Here is a 14,785-nt window from a genome sequence, read left to right as displayed (position 1 = left end):
ACCCGTTCGGAGGGTCAGACGACGGTACCCGGAGGGGTGATCACCCGGTAGATGCGCTCGAGATCGTCGAGATCGGCGAAATCCACCACGAGCTTGCCCGGACCTTTCCCCAGCTTGACCGACACCCTTGTGGACAACCGGGCCGCCAGCAGCTCCTCGAGCTCCAGCACGGCTGGTTCGGCCAGCATCGGCGGCTCTCCTGCCACCGGAGCATCGTCCCCTACAGCAGCAACCGGTGGTTCGTCCGCGACCTCGGGCTCGACATCGTCGCCCTTGAGCAGATCCTCGACCTGGCGTACCGTCAACCCCTCGGTCACGATCTGCTTCGCGATCCGCTCCTGCTCGGCACGATCCGGTGTCGACAGCAGCGCTCGGGCGTGTCCGGCACTGATCTGACTCTCGATCACGAGGCGCTGCACGGTCGGCGGCAGCTGCAGCAACCGAATGGTGTTGGCCACCGCAGAGCGGCTCCGACCAACGCGAGTCGCCACCTCGTCCTGCGTCAGCGAGAAGTCCTCGATGAGCTGCTGATACGCAGCAGCTTCCTCGAGCGCGTTGAGATCCTGACGATGCAGGTTCTCGACCACGGCTGTTTCGAGACTCGACAGGTCATCGGCCCCACGTACCAGAGCCGGGATCGCGGGGAGGTTCGCCCGCTTGGCCGCGCGCCAACGTCGCTCCCCCGCGATCAGCTCGAAGCCACCATCGTCGTTCTCACGCACCACGATCGGTTGAATCACACCGACTTCGGCCACGGAGGCCGTCAGCGCAGCCAGAGTCTCCTCGTCGAAGTGCTCGCGTGGCTGATAGCGATTCGGTACGACATCATTGACATCGATCTCCCGATACACGGCGCCCTCTGTGGTGACGTCGGCGGGTATCAGTGAACTGAGGCCCTTGCCCAAACCACTACGCTTTGTCACCGAGAATCTCCTTTGCGAGTTCGCGATACGCAATCGCGCCGCGGGACATCGGGTCGAATGCGGTGATCGGCTGTCCGAACGAGGGCGCTTCGCTGAGCCGAACCGTCCGAGGGATCACCTGCCGGCACACCTTGTCGCCGAAGTGCGCCCGAACTTCATCGGCGACCTGGCTCGACAGCTTCGTACGGGCATCGAACATCACAAGCACGATGGTGCTCAAGTCCAGTGTCGGATTGAGATTTCGGGTCACGAGGTCGACATTGCGGATGAGTTGTCCGAGTCCCTCGAGGGCGTAGTACTCGGTCTGGATCGGCACCATCACCTCATTGGCGGCGGTCAGCCCGTTGATGGTCAACAACCCGAGCGATGGGGGACAGTCGATCAAGACGATGTCGTAGTCGTCGGCCACCGAGTCGATGGCCTCCTTGAGCTTGCGCTCACGGTTCAGCGCAGGGACCAACTCGATCTCTGCTCCGGCGAGATCGAGACTGGCCGGAGCGACATAGAGACCCTTCACCGAGACGGGCTCGATGACATCTTCCATCGGCACGTCCTGGAGCAGCACATCGTAGAGGGAGTAGTCGAGTTGTCGCGGATTGAGGCCGAGCCCGGTGCTCGCGTTCGCCTGGGGATCCAGGTCGACGACCAGCACCCGTTGTCCGAGCTCTGCGAAACAGGCACCCAGGTTCACGGTCGTGGTGGTCTTGCCCACACCACCCTTTTGATTCGCCACCGCGAAGATGCGGGGACCGGACGCGGGGCTCGCGTCCTCTTGCACGAATGCCACGAGGCACTCTCCCTTCGTTGGAACTGGATCGTTTCCGTCAACGCGGAGGATGCAGCCCTGTCATCCTCGCCGCTGCGTGGAGGTGGGTCAAGCACCCTTGTGGAAAACTCCCGGTGTTTCACGTGAAACAGTCGTCGGCGTTCCGGTCTGCCTGGCACGGGTGTTTCACGTGAAACACATCGCGATGACTCAGAACAGGGGGCGACGTCGCCGAGCCGCTGATCGACGAGGCCACTTCGACGGAAGCACTGTGGGCGCAGTTGCCCAGAGGTAGTGCGAACCGTCGGGGCCCATTCCATCGGTCACGACCACACCGAGCCGCGGGGCGGCCGACCGCCACTGCGCGAGTGTTTCCTCGACCACCGAGACGCCGAGTCGACCATCGGGGTGCATCAAGGGCAGTGCGCACTCGGCGAGATCTCCCGGAGGTCCGAACGATCGAGCCACCACGAGATCGTACGCACCTCGGTGGAGAGGATCATGGGCCACGTCCTCGACGCGAGCGTGACGGACGACGACCCGCCCCGACATGCCGAGCGCGCGGACCGCCGCAGCCGCGTACTCACACCGGCGCTCGTTGGCATCGACGAGGACCCATGACGACGACGGCCGTAGGGCAGCGAGCACCACGCCGGGGACCCCCGCTCCCGTTCCGAGATCGACCCCGGTGAACTCGTCGTCAACGCGACACGCGGCCGGGAGATACCCGGCCGCGTGCGCAATCAGTGCTTCAGTTGTGGCGCTCCCCAGCACGCCGGCCCGACGGGCCGGGCGCCAGGCAGCGTCGAGGGCGGCCCAGTCGGGCTCAGTCACCGGCCCCGGCGGGGACGATGACGACCCGGCGCTGGGAATCCTCGCCTTCGGAGCGGGTTTCGACGCCCTCTTCGTCGGTGAGTGCATCGTGCACGATCTTGCGATCCGCCGCCGACATCGGCTCGAGCGAACGCGCCTTGCCGGAGCTGCGCACCGCTTCGGCCTGCGCACGCGAGAACTTGACGAGTGCCTCTGCCCGACGGGCGCGGACACCACCGACGTCGACACGGATTCGCCCGTTGCGACTGCTGCCCGCCTGTCGCTGCAGCACCGTTCGCACCAGTTCGTCGATCGCGCCGGCCGTGGTCCCCCGTCGGCCGATCATCCGACCGAGATCGTCGCCGGACACCGTGATCCGGATCTCTTCGTCATCGATGTCTTCGCGAGCGAACGTCACTGTGGTGCCGAATCGCTGCGCGAGGCCCGACACGAACTCCTCGGCGAGGTCCGCCTGCTGGGGAAGCGGCATGGTGGCTTCGTCGTCGCTCATGGTCGTCTCTCTCTTCTCGCCACGTGAGTTGGCGTTCTCTCGACCAGAACGGGTGTTCTCGGTCGTCGTCTGCTTGTTGCCGCCCTTGTTGCGGCTTGCTCCCGAGGAGGCGTGATCGGTCTCACCGGATTGCTTCTGGTTTCCTCGACCGCCGCTCCCCTTTTGGGAACTGCGTCCGTTTCGGCTGCGACCACGACGCCGTTCTTCCTTGGCGCGAGGCGTCGCCGGGGCAACCCGGGCACGCACTCGGGCCTCTTCCTTCACACGGCCGAACAGGCCGGTCGTCACATCCGAGATCACCTCGAACTCGGCGTCGTCTTCGTGGACGCCGAGCTTGTCGAGGGCTCGTTCCTTGGCTTCATCGATCGAAGGACCGGTGCTTTCCACCCATTCCATCGTTGTCTCCTCTCATGCGGGCGCTGGTAGAGCGACACACGTTCCGGTGGCCACAGCAGCGCTGTCGGGAGAACCCCGACAGCACGGTGGCGCAGCGGTCGCCGACTACTTCTTGCGCTTTTTGTGTTGCGGTGCCCCTGGGTCGGTGGTTCGTCCACCGCTACGGGACTGACGGCTCGGGGCCTTGCCGGTTCGGCCGGCCCCCGATGCCTTCGCGCTCTTCTGACCCGACGCCTTCTGCTTGGGCGTGGCCTTCTGCTTGGGCGTCGCCTTCGCCTCACCACGCTTCGGTGTGGGCTCACCCTTCTTCGGAGTCACTCGCCCGCCACCGCGATCGGTGCCGCTCTTGCCGGCGGCCTTGTCGGCGGCCCGTTGCTTCGCCAGCAAGGCACCGGGGCTCTCGTCACCCTTGTACAGCGATTGGGTGATGTAGGCCTGCTGACCGATCCGGTACAGGTTCGAGACCACGAAGTAGATCACCAGGGCGGCCGGCATCGTGAAGCTGAAGACCGGCAGCATGAAGGGCAGGATCTTCATGATCATCTGCTGCTGGGGGTTGATCTGAGCACCCGTGTTGCGCCCCTGGATCTGGCGCTGCTGATAGAGACTGCTGAACAACACGATGGCGATCAAGGCCAGATAGGGGAGTGCCGTGACGAAGTTGTCGCTGAGGACCTCCTGGGCAGAACGGGACAGATCCAGACCGAACGACTTCATCTCGTTCGTCGCGCTCAGATTCAGATACATCTCACTGTCGTGATGGAGATTCTCGGGGTCGAACGTGCGTTCGATCCGCGGGATCACGTGAAGGTCGAGGTCCCCTCCACCGCCGATGCGTCCGGCTGTCCAACCCATCTGACTACCGATGTCGGTGGCCCGCCGGGTCACGCCCTGCACGACGCGGAACAGCACCAGGAAGATGGGCAGCTGGATCAGCATCGGGAGACAGCCGCCGAGGGGGTTGATGCCGTTCTCCTGGTAGAACGCCATCAGCTCTTCGTTCATCTTCTGCCGGTCGTCCTTGTACCGGTTCTGGATGGCCTTGAGCTCGGGCTGCAGCCGCTGCATCTGCAGCATCGACTTCGTGCTCTTGAGCGTGAGCGGCGTCGCCACGATCATCACGGCGAGGGTCAACAGGATGATCGACACCCCATAGCTCTCGAAGACGTGCTCGTAGAAGAAGGCGAGAACGGACGCGATCAGGTCAAACATCTAGGACTCCCGGGTGGCGGGCACGGGGTCGTAGCCGTGGGTTCCCCACGGGTGACACCGGCACAGTCGTTTGGTGGCAAGCCAACTGCCACGCACCGCGCCGTGGCCGTCCAGGGCCTCGATCGCGTAGTTGGAACAGGACGGCACATGTCGGCACGGCGACGGCCGGCCGGCGAAGACGCGCTGATAGCCACGCACACCAGCCCGAAGTACGCGCGCGACCGGCGAACTCAACGTGGCTCGCCGGTCTGGGATTCGGGGGTGAGGAGCGTGCTCATGGTGTGGCGCAGTGTCGTGTGTGACCAGTCGTCGATCGGAGCCGTCACCCGAATCAGGTGGTCGCCTCGAGCCGGGAACACCGGGTCTTCACGGTGAAGATCCTGCAGCACGGCTCTCACGCGGCGACGAATCCGGTTCCGAACCACTGCATTTCCCACTGAGCGTGGGATTGCGAACGCGATACGTGCGTTCAGCGCAGTGGGATCGATCCTCGAGACCAGTCGGATCGGCCCTCGACCGTGGCGGACTCCTTCGGCACGAAGCCGTGCGAAGTCGTCCCGGCCGACGAGCCGGTCGATCATGCCGACAGGCGGGCGCGACCCCTCAAGCGACGGGACCGGAGAACGGCGCGTCCTCCGCGGGTGCTCATGCGCGAGCGGAAACCATGCTTCTTTGCCCGCTTGCGCACGTTGGGCTGATACGGCCGCTTCATTGTGATCCTCCGAGTACCGCGGGCAGGAGTCGGCGCCGCGGGAATGACGGTTCCGATTGTGGGGAACCGATGACGTCAACCCGTCACGGTATGGCCCTCGGCGGAGGTCAACAACCAGGGCCTTCAACCTGAGAGAGGGCAGAGTGGGTGTTCCCGACGGGGTTCCCCTGAACGACATTCGTGTCATTTGATGTTCCACCCATGTAATTCGATTGTGGAAAACGGGTTCTGAACTGGCCTTTCACGACAACCTCGGTCTCCGGCTTGCGGGTATCCACAACCTTGGTATGTTGCCCGCCCACGCCGGTCGGAGTGCGGATGTGGTGAGTGGGTTTTTTCCACGCACCACCGCCTTTGCCCGGAGCGGAGTACGGAGGGTCGTCCACACCTGTGGACGCGGCTGTGGAGACACAATTGCACGTGGAAGAGATGGGCGACGCCGATGGTCTTTGGACCACCTGCGCAGAGAGCATTCGCGCACAGGTGAGCGACGCCGTCTGGCGTACCACCTTCAGTGGCGCGAAGGCGGTGGCGTTCGACGAGGGCGAGCTCGTCATCGTCGTCCCCAACGGGCTGCAGAAGGAACGGATCGAGGGGCGCTACCTCGGCCTGGTGCAGGACGCGATCGAGGAGACCAGCACCGACGTGTCGGTCCGGGTCGAGATCGACACCGACTGGGACGAGGTGGCATTCGACGTCCCTGCCGCCGATCTGCGCTCCCCGGACGATCCCCCGCCGGTTCCCGCCGTCGTTGCCGGCCTCGAGGGCATGCGCGACGAGAAGTTCACGTTCGAACACTTCGTCATCGGCCCATCGAACCGTTTCGCTCATGCGGCGGCGCTCTCGGTCGCCGAGACCCCCGCCGCGAGCTACAACCCGCTCTTCATCCACGGGCATTCGGGGCTGGGCAAGACCCATCTGCTGCGCGGCATCGCCCACTATGTCGCCGATCACTACCCGACGTATCGCGTCCGCTACGTCTCCACGGAGACGTTCCTCAACGAGTTCGTCGAAGCGATTCGCACCAACACCCAACCGGAGTTCAAGCGACGTTATCGAGACAATGACGTCCTGCTGATCGACGACATCCAGTTCATCGAGGGGAAGGAGGGGCTCCAGGAGGAGTTCTTCCACACGTTCAACGAACTGCACCAGAACAACAAGCAGATCGTGCTGTCGTCCGATCGCACCCCCGACGCCATCCCGACCCTCGAGGATCGCCTGCGCAGCCGCTTCAAGTGGGGCCTGATCACCGACATCCAACGCCCCGATCTCGAGACCCGCCTCGCCATCCTGCGCCGCAAGGCCGAGTCCAAGACCATCGACATTCCCGACGACGTCTTCGCCTTCATCGCCGAGAACATCACCGATTCGATTCGTGAGCTCGAGGGCGCCCTCATCAAGGTCACCGCCTACGCCAGCCTCACCCAACAGCCGCTCGACCGCGAACTCGCCGCCCTCGTCCTCAGCGATCTGATCGCCAGTGCCGAGAAGCCACCGGTCACGGCCGAACGGATCATCGATCTCACCGCGGAGATGTTCGGCTTCGACATCGACCAGATCACTGGTGGCTCGCGTCGTCGCCCGCTCGTCGACGCCCGCCAGGTCGCCATGTACGTCACCCGCAACATGACCGACCTCTCCTTCCCCGACATCGGCAAGGCATTCGGCAACCGCGATCACACGACGGTGATGCACGCCGTACGCAAGATCGAAGCCCGTATGGGTGAGCGCCAGCAGATCTTCGACAAGGTGACCGAACTCCAGCACCGACTCAACCATCCGACGTGACCGTGCTCGCCGAAATGACCGTGCTCGCCGAAATGACCGTGCCCGGCCGCACACAGGATGGGGACATCCCTGGGGACCACCTGGGCACCTGGGGTGGACGCCGATGCACAAAGTCCCACGACATCCACCAAGCCGGCCGGCCCGCGTCACACACTGTGACCGCGCGGGGACACCGTGGGGACGCAACATCCGCGTCGTTTCACGGCAGACTCGGCACCATCCACAATCCACAAGCCCTATGGACTGCTATTAACGAGAAGTCCGTACGACAGGGAGAAGTAACCGCACCATGGGCCTGAAGTTCCGTTGCGAGCGAGACATTCTCGCCAAAGCCCTCGCCGATGCCGGTCGAGCGGTGACCACACGCGGGGGCGCGCTCCCGGTACTCGCCGGTGTTCGTCTCGAGCTCACGGGTGATCAGCTGACCATCACGGGCAGCGATCTCGACCTGACCATCTCGGTGACCATCGAGGTCTCGGGGTCCGAGGACGGTGTGGCCGTCCTCCCGTCGAAGCTCGCATCGGACGTGGTTCGTTCCGTGCGTGCCGGCGGCGTCGACATCGCCGTCGAGGACGACGACGCTCGCATCGTCGCCGCGCCCTCGGAGTTCGCCATCCGCATCATCCCGGCCGATGAGTTCCCGGAGCTGTCGAAGCCCCACGGCGATGCGGTGACCCTGGATGCGGCCGAGTTCAAGGCCGCCATCGAGCAGGTCGAGAAGGCTGCGTCGTCCGATGATGCACGCCCCATCCTCACCGGCGTGCTCATGGCCGCAGAAGAAGACGGTCTCCGCCTCGTGTCGACCGATTCCTATCGCCTGTCGGTGCGCGATCTCGCCGGTACTTCCGTGCTGGGCGAGGGCCAGAAGGTGCTCGTTCCCAGTCGCGCATTGAAGGAGCTCGCCCGCGTCGTCGGCGACGCGGAGAGCATCACACTCCGCCTCGGCGAACGCGACGCCGGCTTCGAGGTCGGTGCCGTGTCGGTCACCACCCGCTTGATCGAGGGCGAGTTCCCGAACTATCGGGGTCTGATCCCGACCAACCATCCGAACCAGCTCACCGTCGATCGGCTGACACTGCTCGACGCTGTTCGCCGGGTTCGCTTGCTGGCGCAGGAATCCACACCGATCCGCATGGCGATGTCGGCCGACGGCCTCGAGCTCGTCGCTGTCACCCAGGACGTCGGTCAGGCCCACGAGGCCGTCGAGGACGCCAGCTATCGCGGTGATGACCTGACCGTGGCGTTCAACCCGGAGTACCTGATCGACGGGATCGAGGTCGCTCCCGGTGACCAGATCACCCTCGAGACGGTCGACGAGCTGAAGCCGGCACTGTTGAAGTCGAGCGAGGATCCGAACTTCCTCTACCTGCTCATGCCGGTGCGCGTCAGCTGACCTGATGACGACCGCGAGGTCGGCGCACGTCGTGACCAGTAGCTTGACCTTCTGTGTTGATCCGGACGCTCGAACTCCAGAACTTCCGGTCCTACGAATCGGCAACCCTCACGCTGTCGGAGGGCCTCACCGCGATCGTCGGTGAGAACGGACAGGGCAAGACCAACCTGCTCGAGGCCATCAGCTGGATCGCGGGGATGGGCTCGTTTCGCGGCGTACCCGACGATGCGCTGATCCGCAATGGCGCCGACGCCGCCGTCCTGCGAGCGACCGTGGAGTCGCCCGACGGAAGGGAACAGCTGGTCGAGGTCGAGATCCCCCGTATCGGACGCAACCGGATCCAGGTGAATCGTCAGCGACTCTCGCGGGCCAGGGATCTGCTCGGTGTGGTCCAGGTGACGGTGTTCTCCCCGGATGACCTCGAACTCGTGAAGTCCGGGCCGGCGATGCGCCGGCGTTGGATCGACGATGCGCTGGTCAGCCGCCATCCCCGAAATGACGCACTGCGCACCGATCTGGAACGGATCCTGAAGCAGCGCAATGCGCTCCTCCGGTCGGCTCATGGTCGCCTCGACGGTGATGCCGCCTTCACCCTCGACGTGTGGGATGCGAAGTTGGCAACGATCGGAGGTGCGCTGCGAGAGGCTCGTGAGGCGCTGCTGGCCGAGATGGGGCCGCGGTTGGCCGCGGCCTACGACGCCGTCGCCGGTCGGGCCGCCGATGTCGAGACGATCTACGAACCGAGCTGGCAGGGCGATCTGGCGGAGGCGTTGGTCGCGTCCCGTGACCTCGACGTGCGACGGGGCGTGTCGACCGTCGGGCCCCACCGTGACGAGATCCTCTTCCGCATCGGCCGGTCACCGGCGCGCACCCATGCCTCACAGGGCGAGCAGCGGTCGTTGGCACTGTCGTTGCGACTGGCCGCCGATGCCGTGGTGCGCGCGGCCGGCGTCGCGGAACCGGTGTTGCTCCTCGACGACGTGTTCTCCGAACTCGATCCGGGGCGGGCCGAGGCACTGCTGGATGCGCTTCCCGGCGGGCAACGGTTGCTGACCACCGCGGCGTGGCTGCCGCCGGCCGCGACACCCGATCGGGTGTTGAAGATCGTCGAGGGAACGGTCCGCGAGGTCAGTGGAACCGATGGGGCGAAAGCGTCGACCGAGTGAACGCGAACAGTGGTCATCATCGTGACCCGCAACGCCTCGGCCGGGCCCTCGATCGACTCATGGGCACCCTGCGAGCGCCATCGGTCGACGTCCTCGACAGTGTGTTCACGAAGTGGCCCGAGATCGTCGGTGACGAGGTCGCCGCACACAGTCGGCCGCTCTCCATCGACGGCCACACGCTGGTGGTGACCGTCGACGACGCGAACTGGGCGAGCGAACTCCGATGGCTCGAGAACGAGGTGATCTCGCGGGTGGCCGCGGTGTCGGGATCCGACCGTGTTTCCGCCCTCAACGTCAGGGTCACGAGACGCAAATGACATACGTGTAACTGCTACACTTGCACCACCGTGTACGGGCTGTTTCACCAGCGTCTCAAGGGCGCCAACACCCTCCCGGAACCCCTGGTGTCCGCGCTTCGCGACAGGGATTTCGGAGCTCGTTCGTGAGCACGGTCGACGAGGCCGGCGACGGGTCCGACGAGGGTGTCACACCCTCGGTGGAGACTGACGACGGTCCAGAGGAAACGGGGAACGAATTGACCACCACGAGTGAGTCGTCCTACGGCGCGTCCGACATCACAGTGCTCGAGGGGCTCGAAGCCGTGCGCAAGCGGCCGGGCATGTACATCGGTTCCACCGGCCCGACCGGTCTGCACCATCTGGTGTGGGAGGTCGTCGACAACTCCGTCGACGAGGCGATGGCCGGCCACTGCACGCGGATCGACGTGTCGATCCTCGAAGACGGCGCCTGCGAGGTCCGAGACGACGGTCGTGGCATCCCGGTCGACAAGCACCCGAAATACGAGGACCTGTCCGCGGCCGAGGTCGTGTTGACCGTGCTCCACGCCGGCGGCAAGTTCGGCGGTGAGGGCTACAAGGTGTCCGGTGGTCTGCACGGCGTGGGCATCTCGGTGGTCAACGCGCTGTCGAGGCGGGTCGAGGTCGAGATCGATCGCGACGGCACGCGTCATGCCATGTCGTTCGCCGACGGCGGTGATCTGCGTGACCGGCTGGCACCGATCGGTGCGTCACCACTGGTCGACGGGGTTGCCCGCACCGGCACCACCACCCGGTTCTGGCCCGATCCGACGATCTTCGACGAGGTCGAGTTCCGCTTCCAGACCCTGCTCGAGCGCTTCCAGATGATGGCCTTCCTCAATCGGGGGCTCGAGATCCGGGCGCGCGATCTGCGCCCGACCTCCACCGTCGAGACCGACGACCCGGACGGATGGATCCGCTTCAAGTACGACGGCGGCATCATCGACTTCGTCAGCCACGTCAACGCCTCGAAGGAAGCCCTGTTCGCCCTGGTCGGCTACTTCCACGGCGAGGAGATCATCGACGGCAACGCCCACGAGGTCGAGATCGCCTTCCAGTGGAACACCGGCTTCAACTCCGACGGTCTCCACAGCTTCGCCAACGGCATCTCGACCATCGAGGGAGGGATGCACGAACAGGGGTTCCGCACCGCCCTCACCCGCACGGTCAACGCCTACGCGCGCGAGAAGGGCTTCCTCAAGGAAAAGGACGAGAACCTCCAGGGTGAAGACATCCGCGAGGGGCTCACGGCGATCATCTCGGTGCGGATCGGTGATCCTCAGTTCGAAGGCCAGACCAAGTCGAAGCTGGGCAACGTCTCGATGCGATCGCTCGTCGAGCGGGTGACCAACGAGCGACTCGCCGACTGGCTCGAGGAGCATCCGGCCGAAGCGAAGGTCGTCCTCACCAAGGCCACCAACGCGGCCCGAGCACGCGTCGCGGCGTCCGATGCCCGCAAGGCGATCCGATCCAAGTCCCTGCTCGACGGTGCCGGCATGCCCGACAAGCTCAAGGACTGTTCGGCCAAGGATCCGGCCCGTCGGGAACTGTTCATCGTCGAGGGCGATTCGGCCGGTGGCTCCGCGGTGCGGGCTCGCGATCCCGAGACCCAGGCGATCCTGCCGATCCGCGGCAAGATCCTGAATGTCGAACGGGCCCGGGTCGACAAGATGTTGAAGAACAACGAGGTGCAGACCCTCATCACGGCGATCGGGGCCGGGTTCGCCGACGACTTCGATGTCACCGCGGCTCGCTACCACAAGGTCATCCTGCTGGCCGACGCCGATGTCGACGGCAGCCACATCCGCACGCTGCTGCTCACCTTCTTCTTCCGTCAGATGCGACCCCTGGTCGAGGCCGGCTACGTCTACATCGCCCAGCCGCCGCTCTACAGCACGAAGGTCTCCAACAAGGAGACCGTCTATCTCAAAGACGATGCCGCCAAGGACCGGTTCCTGGCCGAGCGTCCGAACTACTCCAAGGACTTCCAGCGTCTCAAGGGTCTGGGTGAGATGGACTGGGACGAGCTGCGCGACACGACCATGGATGTGGGCTCGCGCTCGCTGTTGCAGGTGTCGGTCGAGCAGGCCGCGATCGCCGACGAGGTGATGTCGATCCTCATGGGCGACGACGTCGAACAACGAAAGAACTTCATCGTGACCAATGCCCGCGAGGTCAGGAACCTGGACTTCTGATGAGTGACACACCGCCACCTCCCATCGACACCGACGACACCGAGCACGACGACGAACACGACGGCGTCACGGTGATCGAGATCCAGGAGGAGATGGAGAGCTCCTTCCTCGACTACGCGATGTCGGTCATCATCAGCCGGGCCCTGCCCGACGCCCGCGACGGGCTCAAGCCCGTACACCGTCGGATCCTGTGGTCGATGTACGACCAGGGGTTCCGGCCCGACCGGGCCCACGTGAAGTGTGCCCGCGTCACCGGCGACGTCATGGCCCGATTCCATCCCCATGGCGACAGCGCGATCTACGACGCGCTGGCTCGCATGGCCCAGCCGTTCTCGCTGCGGCATCCGCTGATCGACTTCCACGGCAACTACGGCTCTCCCGAGGATCCGCCGGCGGCCGCCCGCTACACCGAGTGCAAGCTCGACCAGTTGGCCATGCAGATGCTGGCCGACATCGACGAGAACACCGTCGACTTCATCGACAACTATTCAGGTGACTTCACCGAGCCGGCCGTGCTGCCTGCGCGCTTCCCCAACCTGCTCGTCAACGGCAGCCAGGGCATCGCGGTGGGTATGGCCACCAACATTCCGCCCCACAACCTCAACGAGGTCTGCGACGCGGTCACCCATCTGCTCGAGAACCCGGACGCATCGATCGACGATCTGATGGAGTTCGTGCGCGGCCCCGACTTCCCCACCGGCGGGCAGATTCTCGGTCGGGTCGGCATCGAGTCGGCCTACCGCACCGGTCGTGGTTCGGTGAAGATGCGTGCCGCCACCGAGCTCCAGGAGCGTGGCCAGCGTCAGGCGATCGTGGTCACGGCGTTCCCGTACCAGGTGTCCGCGGGTGCGGTCGCTCGCAAGATCTCCGAGCTCGTCAATGCCCGAGAGATCGACGGCATCGCCGACGTCAACGACGAATCGTCGGGTGACGACACCCGCTTCGTCATCACCCTGAAGCGCGACGCCAACCCCGAGGTGGTGCTCAACAACCTCTGGAAGAGCACCCCGCTGCAGACCAGCTTCGGTGTCAACATGGTGGCCCTGGTCGGTGGTGTGCCGCGCACGCTCAGTCTCCGTGACGCGTTGGTGGCCTACGTCGACCACCAGATCGAGGTCATCACCCGGCGATCCGAGTACCGCCTCGATCAGGCAGAGAAGCGCCTCCACATCGTCGAAGGCCTCATCAAGGCCCTCGACCTCATCGACGAGATCATCACCACGATCCGCGCGAGCGAGGACCGCGGTGCCGCCCGCGAGGCGCTGATGCTCGCCCCGTTCGAGTTCAGCGAGGTCCAGGCCAACCACATCCTCGACATGCAGCTGGGCCGTCTCACCCGTCTCGGTCGGGCCGATCTCGAGACCGAAGCGGGAGAGCTTCGCGAGACGATCGGCGGACTGCAGGAGATCCTCGGCGACGACGCGAAGTTGCGCACGGTCATCATCGACGAACTGGGTGCGATCCGCGAGAAGTTCGGCGAAGAACGTCGCTCGATTCTCGAGATCGATCCGGGCGAGTTCGACATCGAGGATCTGATCGACGACGACCCGCTCGTGTTCACGATGTCGGCGTCGGGCTACGTGAAGACGGTGCCCGCCGACGAGTTCAAGACCCAGGGGCGAGGTGGTCGTGGCATCGCGGGGACCAAGCTCAAGGACGAGGACACCCTCACCCATCTGATCCAGACCACCGCGCACTCGTATCTGATGTTCTTCTCCACGCGGGGTCGGGTCTATCGACTCAAGGCCCACCAGATACCCGTGGCGTCCCGTCAGGCCCGCGGTACGGCCATCGTCAACCTCCTGCCGTTGCAGGACGACGAGAAGATCCAGGCGATCATCGACACGCGCGACTACGAGACGAACCGCTATCTCTTCTTCGCCACGGCCAAGGGACGGGTCAAGAAGACCCGGTTCAACGCCTACGACTCGTCGTTGCGAGCCGGCCTGATCGCCATCAAGCTCAACGACGACGACGAACTGGTCGAGGTCATTCCGACCAACGGCATGTTCGACATCTTGCTCTCCTCGCGATTCGGACAGACCATTCGCTTCAAGGAGGAACAGGTCCGCGAGATGGGCCGCAACGCAGCCGGCGTGATCGGTCTCAAGTTCAAGAAGACCGGCGACGCGGTGGTGGCGTGCGACATCGCCCGCGAAGGCGCGACCCTGCTCCACATCACCACCATGGGCTATGGCGGGCGGACACCGGTCGACGATTATCCCGCCAAGGGTCGAGGTGGCATGGGTGTCGTGGGTATCAAGATCAGTGCGGAGAAGGGCAATGTCGTCGGAACCCTCATCGTCGACGACGACGACGAGATCCTCGCGATGACCTCTGCGGGTGTGCTGATTCGCACGCGGGCCGAGGACATCTCGCAACAGGGCCGCACCGCCAGCGGGGTCAAGGTGATGAGCCCCGACACCGACGATGCGGTGGCCTCGATCGCCCTCGTGCGCATCGAAACAGTTGCTGACGCCGACGCTGCCGACGGCGGAGATGCGGCCGATGTCGTCGATGTGACCGACGCGGAGACGCCGCCGCCGCAATAGTCTCGTCACACCTCCCCGAACCCGACTTCCCCTTCTCC

Annotated in this window: 13 protein-coding genes; 6 read left to right on the top strand and 7 right to left on the bottom strand. The window is 64.9% G+C overall.

Annotated elements, in window-relative coordinates; genetic code table 11:
- Positions 1-14: 14 nt before the first annotated feature.
- The 7 genes from R2707_17110 to rpmH all read right to left on the bottom strand — a co-directional run bounded on the left by R2707_17110 (position 15) and on the right by rpmH (position 5,333).
- Positions 15-956: a ParB/RepB/Spo0J family partition protein gene (locus R2707_17110; GenBank protein MEZ5246817.1), complete on the bottom strand. Its 942-nt coding sequence runs from the start codon at positions 954-956 to the stop codon at positions 15-17.
- Complete coding sequence (locus R2707_17105; GenBank protein ID MEZ5246816.1) at positions 910-1,710, bottom strand: AAA family ATPase; 801 nt, start codon at positions 1,708-1,710, stop codon at positions 910-912. Before R2707_17105 ends, R2707_17110 begins: the two co-directional genes overlap by 47 nt.
- A 189-nt stretch (positions 1,711-1,899) precedes the next feature.
- Positions 1,900-2,523 carry an RsmG family class I SAM-dependent methyltransferase gene (locus R2707_17100; GenBank protein ID MEZ5246815.1) on the bottom strand — a complete coding sequence of 208 codons (624 nt, stop codon included), beginning with the start codon at positions 2,521-2,523 and terminating at the stop codon, positions 1,900-1,902.
- Positions 2,516-3,409, bottom strand: a complete 894-nt coding sequence (jag, locus tag R2707_17095) for an RNA-binding cell elongation regulator Jag/EloR (protein MEZ5246814.1) — start codon at positions 3,407-3,409, stop codon at positions 2,516-2,518. Before jag ends, R2707_17100 begins: the two co-directional genes overlap by 8 nt.
- Before the next feature lie 105 nt (positions 3,410-3,514).
- Complete coding sequence (yidC, locus tag R2707_17090) at positions 3,515-4,621, bottom strand: membrane protein insertase YidC (GenBank protein MEZ5246813.1); 1,107 nt, start codon at positions 4,619-4,621, stop codon at positions 3,515-3,517.
- Complete coding sequence (yidD, locus tag R2707_17085) at positions 4,622-4,855, bottom strand: membrane protein insertion efficiency factor YidD (protein MEZ5246812.1); 234 nt, start codon at positions 4,853-4,855, stop codon at positions 4,622-4,624.
- Between the two features lie 343 nt (positions 4,856-5,198).
- Positions 5,199-5,333 (bottom strand): 50S ribosomal protein L34, encoded by a 135-nt coding sequence (gene rpmH, locus R2707_17080; protein MEZ5246811.1) that lies wholly within the window; start codon positions 5,331-5,333, stop codon positions 5,199-5,201.
- Positions 5,334-5,762: 429 nt separating this feature from the next.
- On the opposite strand from rpmH, the gene dnaA reads away from it, so the two are divergent.
- From dnaA to gyrA, 6 genes are all read left to right on the top strand, one after another.
- Entirely contained in the window at positions 5,763-7,124 is a 1,362-nt protein-coding gene (gene dnaA, locus R2707_17075; GenBank protein ID MEZ5246810.1) for a chromosomal replication initiator protein DnaA, read from the top strand.
- Positions 7,125-7,413: 289 nt separating this feature from the next.
- Complete coding sequence (gene dnaN, locus R2707_17070) at positions 7,414-8,517, top strand: DNA polymerase III subunit beta (protein MEZ5246809.1); 1,104 nt, start codon at positions 7,414-7,416, stop codon at positions 8,515-8,517.
- A gap of 53 nt (positions 8,518-8,570) precedes the next feature.
- Positions 8,571-9,683 carry a DNA replication/repair protein RecF gene (locus tag R2707_17065; protein MEZ5246808.1) on the top strand — a complete coding sequence of 371 codons (1,113 nt, stop codon included), beginning with the start codon at positions 8,571-8,573 and terminating at the stop codon, positions 9,681-9,683.
- A complete protein-coding gene (locus R2707_17060) occupies positions 9,680-10,000 on the top strand; it encodes a DUF721 domain-containing protein (GenBank protein MEZ5246807.1) in 321 nt (106 codons plus the stop codon). Before R2707_17065 ends, R2707_17060 begins: the two co-directional genes overlap by 4 nt.
- A 125-nt stretch (positions 10,001-10,125) precedes the next feature.
- On the top strand, positions 10,126-12,195 hold the full coding sequence (locus R2707_17055; protein MEZ5246806.1) for a DNA topoisomerase subunit B: 2,070 nt from the start codon (positions 10,126-10,128) through the stop codon (positions 12,193-12,195).
- Positions 12,195-14,747, top strand: a complete 2,553-nt coding sequence (gene gyrA, locus R2707_17050; protein MEZ5246805.1) for a DNA gyrase subunit A — start codon at positions 12,195-12,197, stop codon at positions 14,745-14,747. The genes R2707_17055 and gyrA overlap by 1 nt, the downstream gene beginning before the upstream one ends.
- Positions 14,748-14,785 lie beyond the last annotated feature (38 nt).

The sequence above is a fragment of the Acidimicrobiales bacterium genome, from assembly GCA_041394245.1.
Lineage (GTDB): Bacteria > Actinomycetota > Acidimicrobiia > Acidimicrobiales > Aldehydirespiratoraceae > JAJRXC01.
The sequence above is the reverse complement of the archived record's forward strand: the minus strand, read 5'-3'. Positions and strand labels throughout refer to the sequence as shown.

Bases quoted from the DNA above. Each gene is read 5' to 3' on its own strand.
- jag (MEZ5246814.1), bottom strand. From the start codon at position 3,409: ATGGAATGGGTGGAAAGCACCGGTCCTTCGATCGATGAAGCCAAGGAA.
- yidC (MEZ5246813.1), bottom strand. From the start codon at position 4,621: ATGTTTGACCTGATCGCGTCCGTTCTCGCCTTCTTCTACGAGCACGTC.
- rpmH (MEZ5246811.1), bottom strand. From the start codon at position 5,333: ATGAAGCGGCCGTATCAGCCCAACGTGCGCAAGCGGGCAAAGAAGCAT.
- dnaA (MEZ5246810.1), top strand. From the start codon at position 5,763: ATGGGCGACGCCGATGGTCTTTGGACCACCTGCGCAGAGAGCATTCGC.
- dnaN (MEZ5246809.1), top strand. From the start codon at position 7,414: ATGGGCCTGAAGTTCCGTTGCGAGCGAGACATTCTCGCCAAAGCCCTC.
- gyrA (MEZ5246805.1), top strand. From the start codon at position 12,195: ATGAGTGACACACCGCCACCTCCCATCGACACCGACGACACCGAGCAC.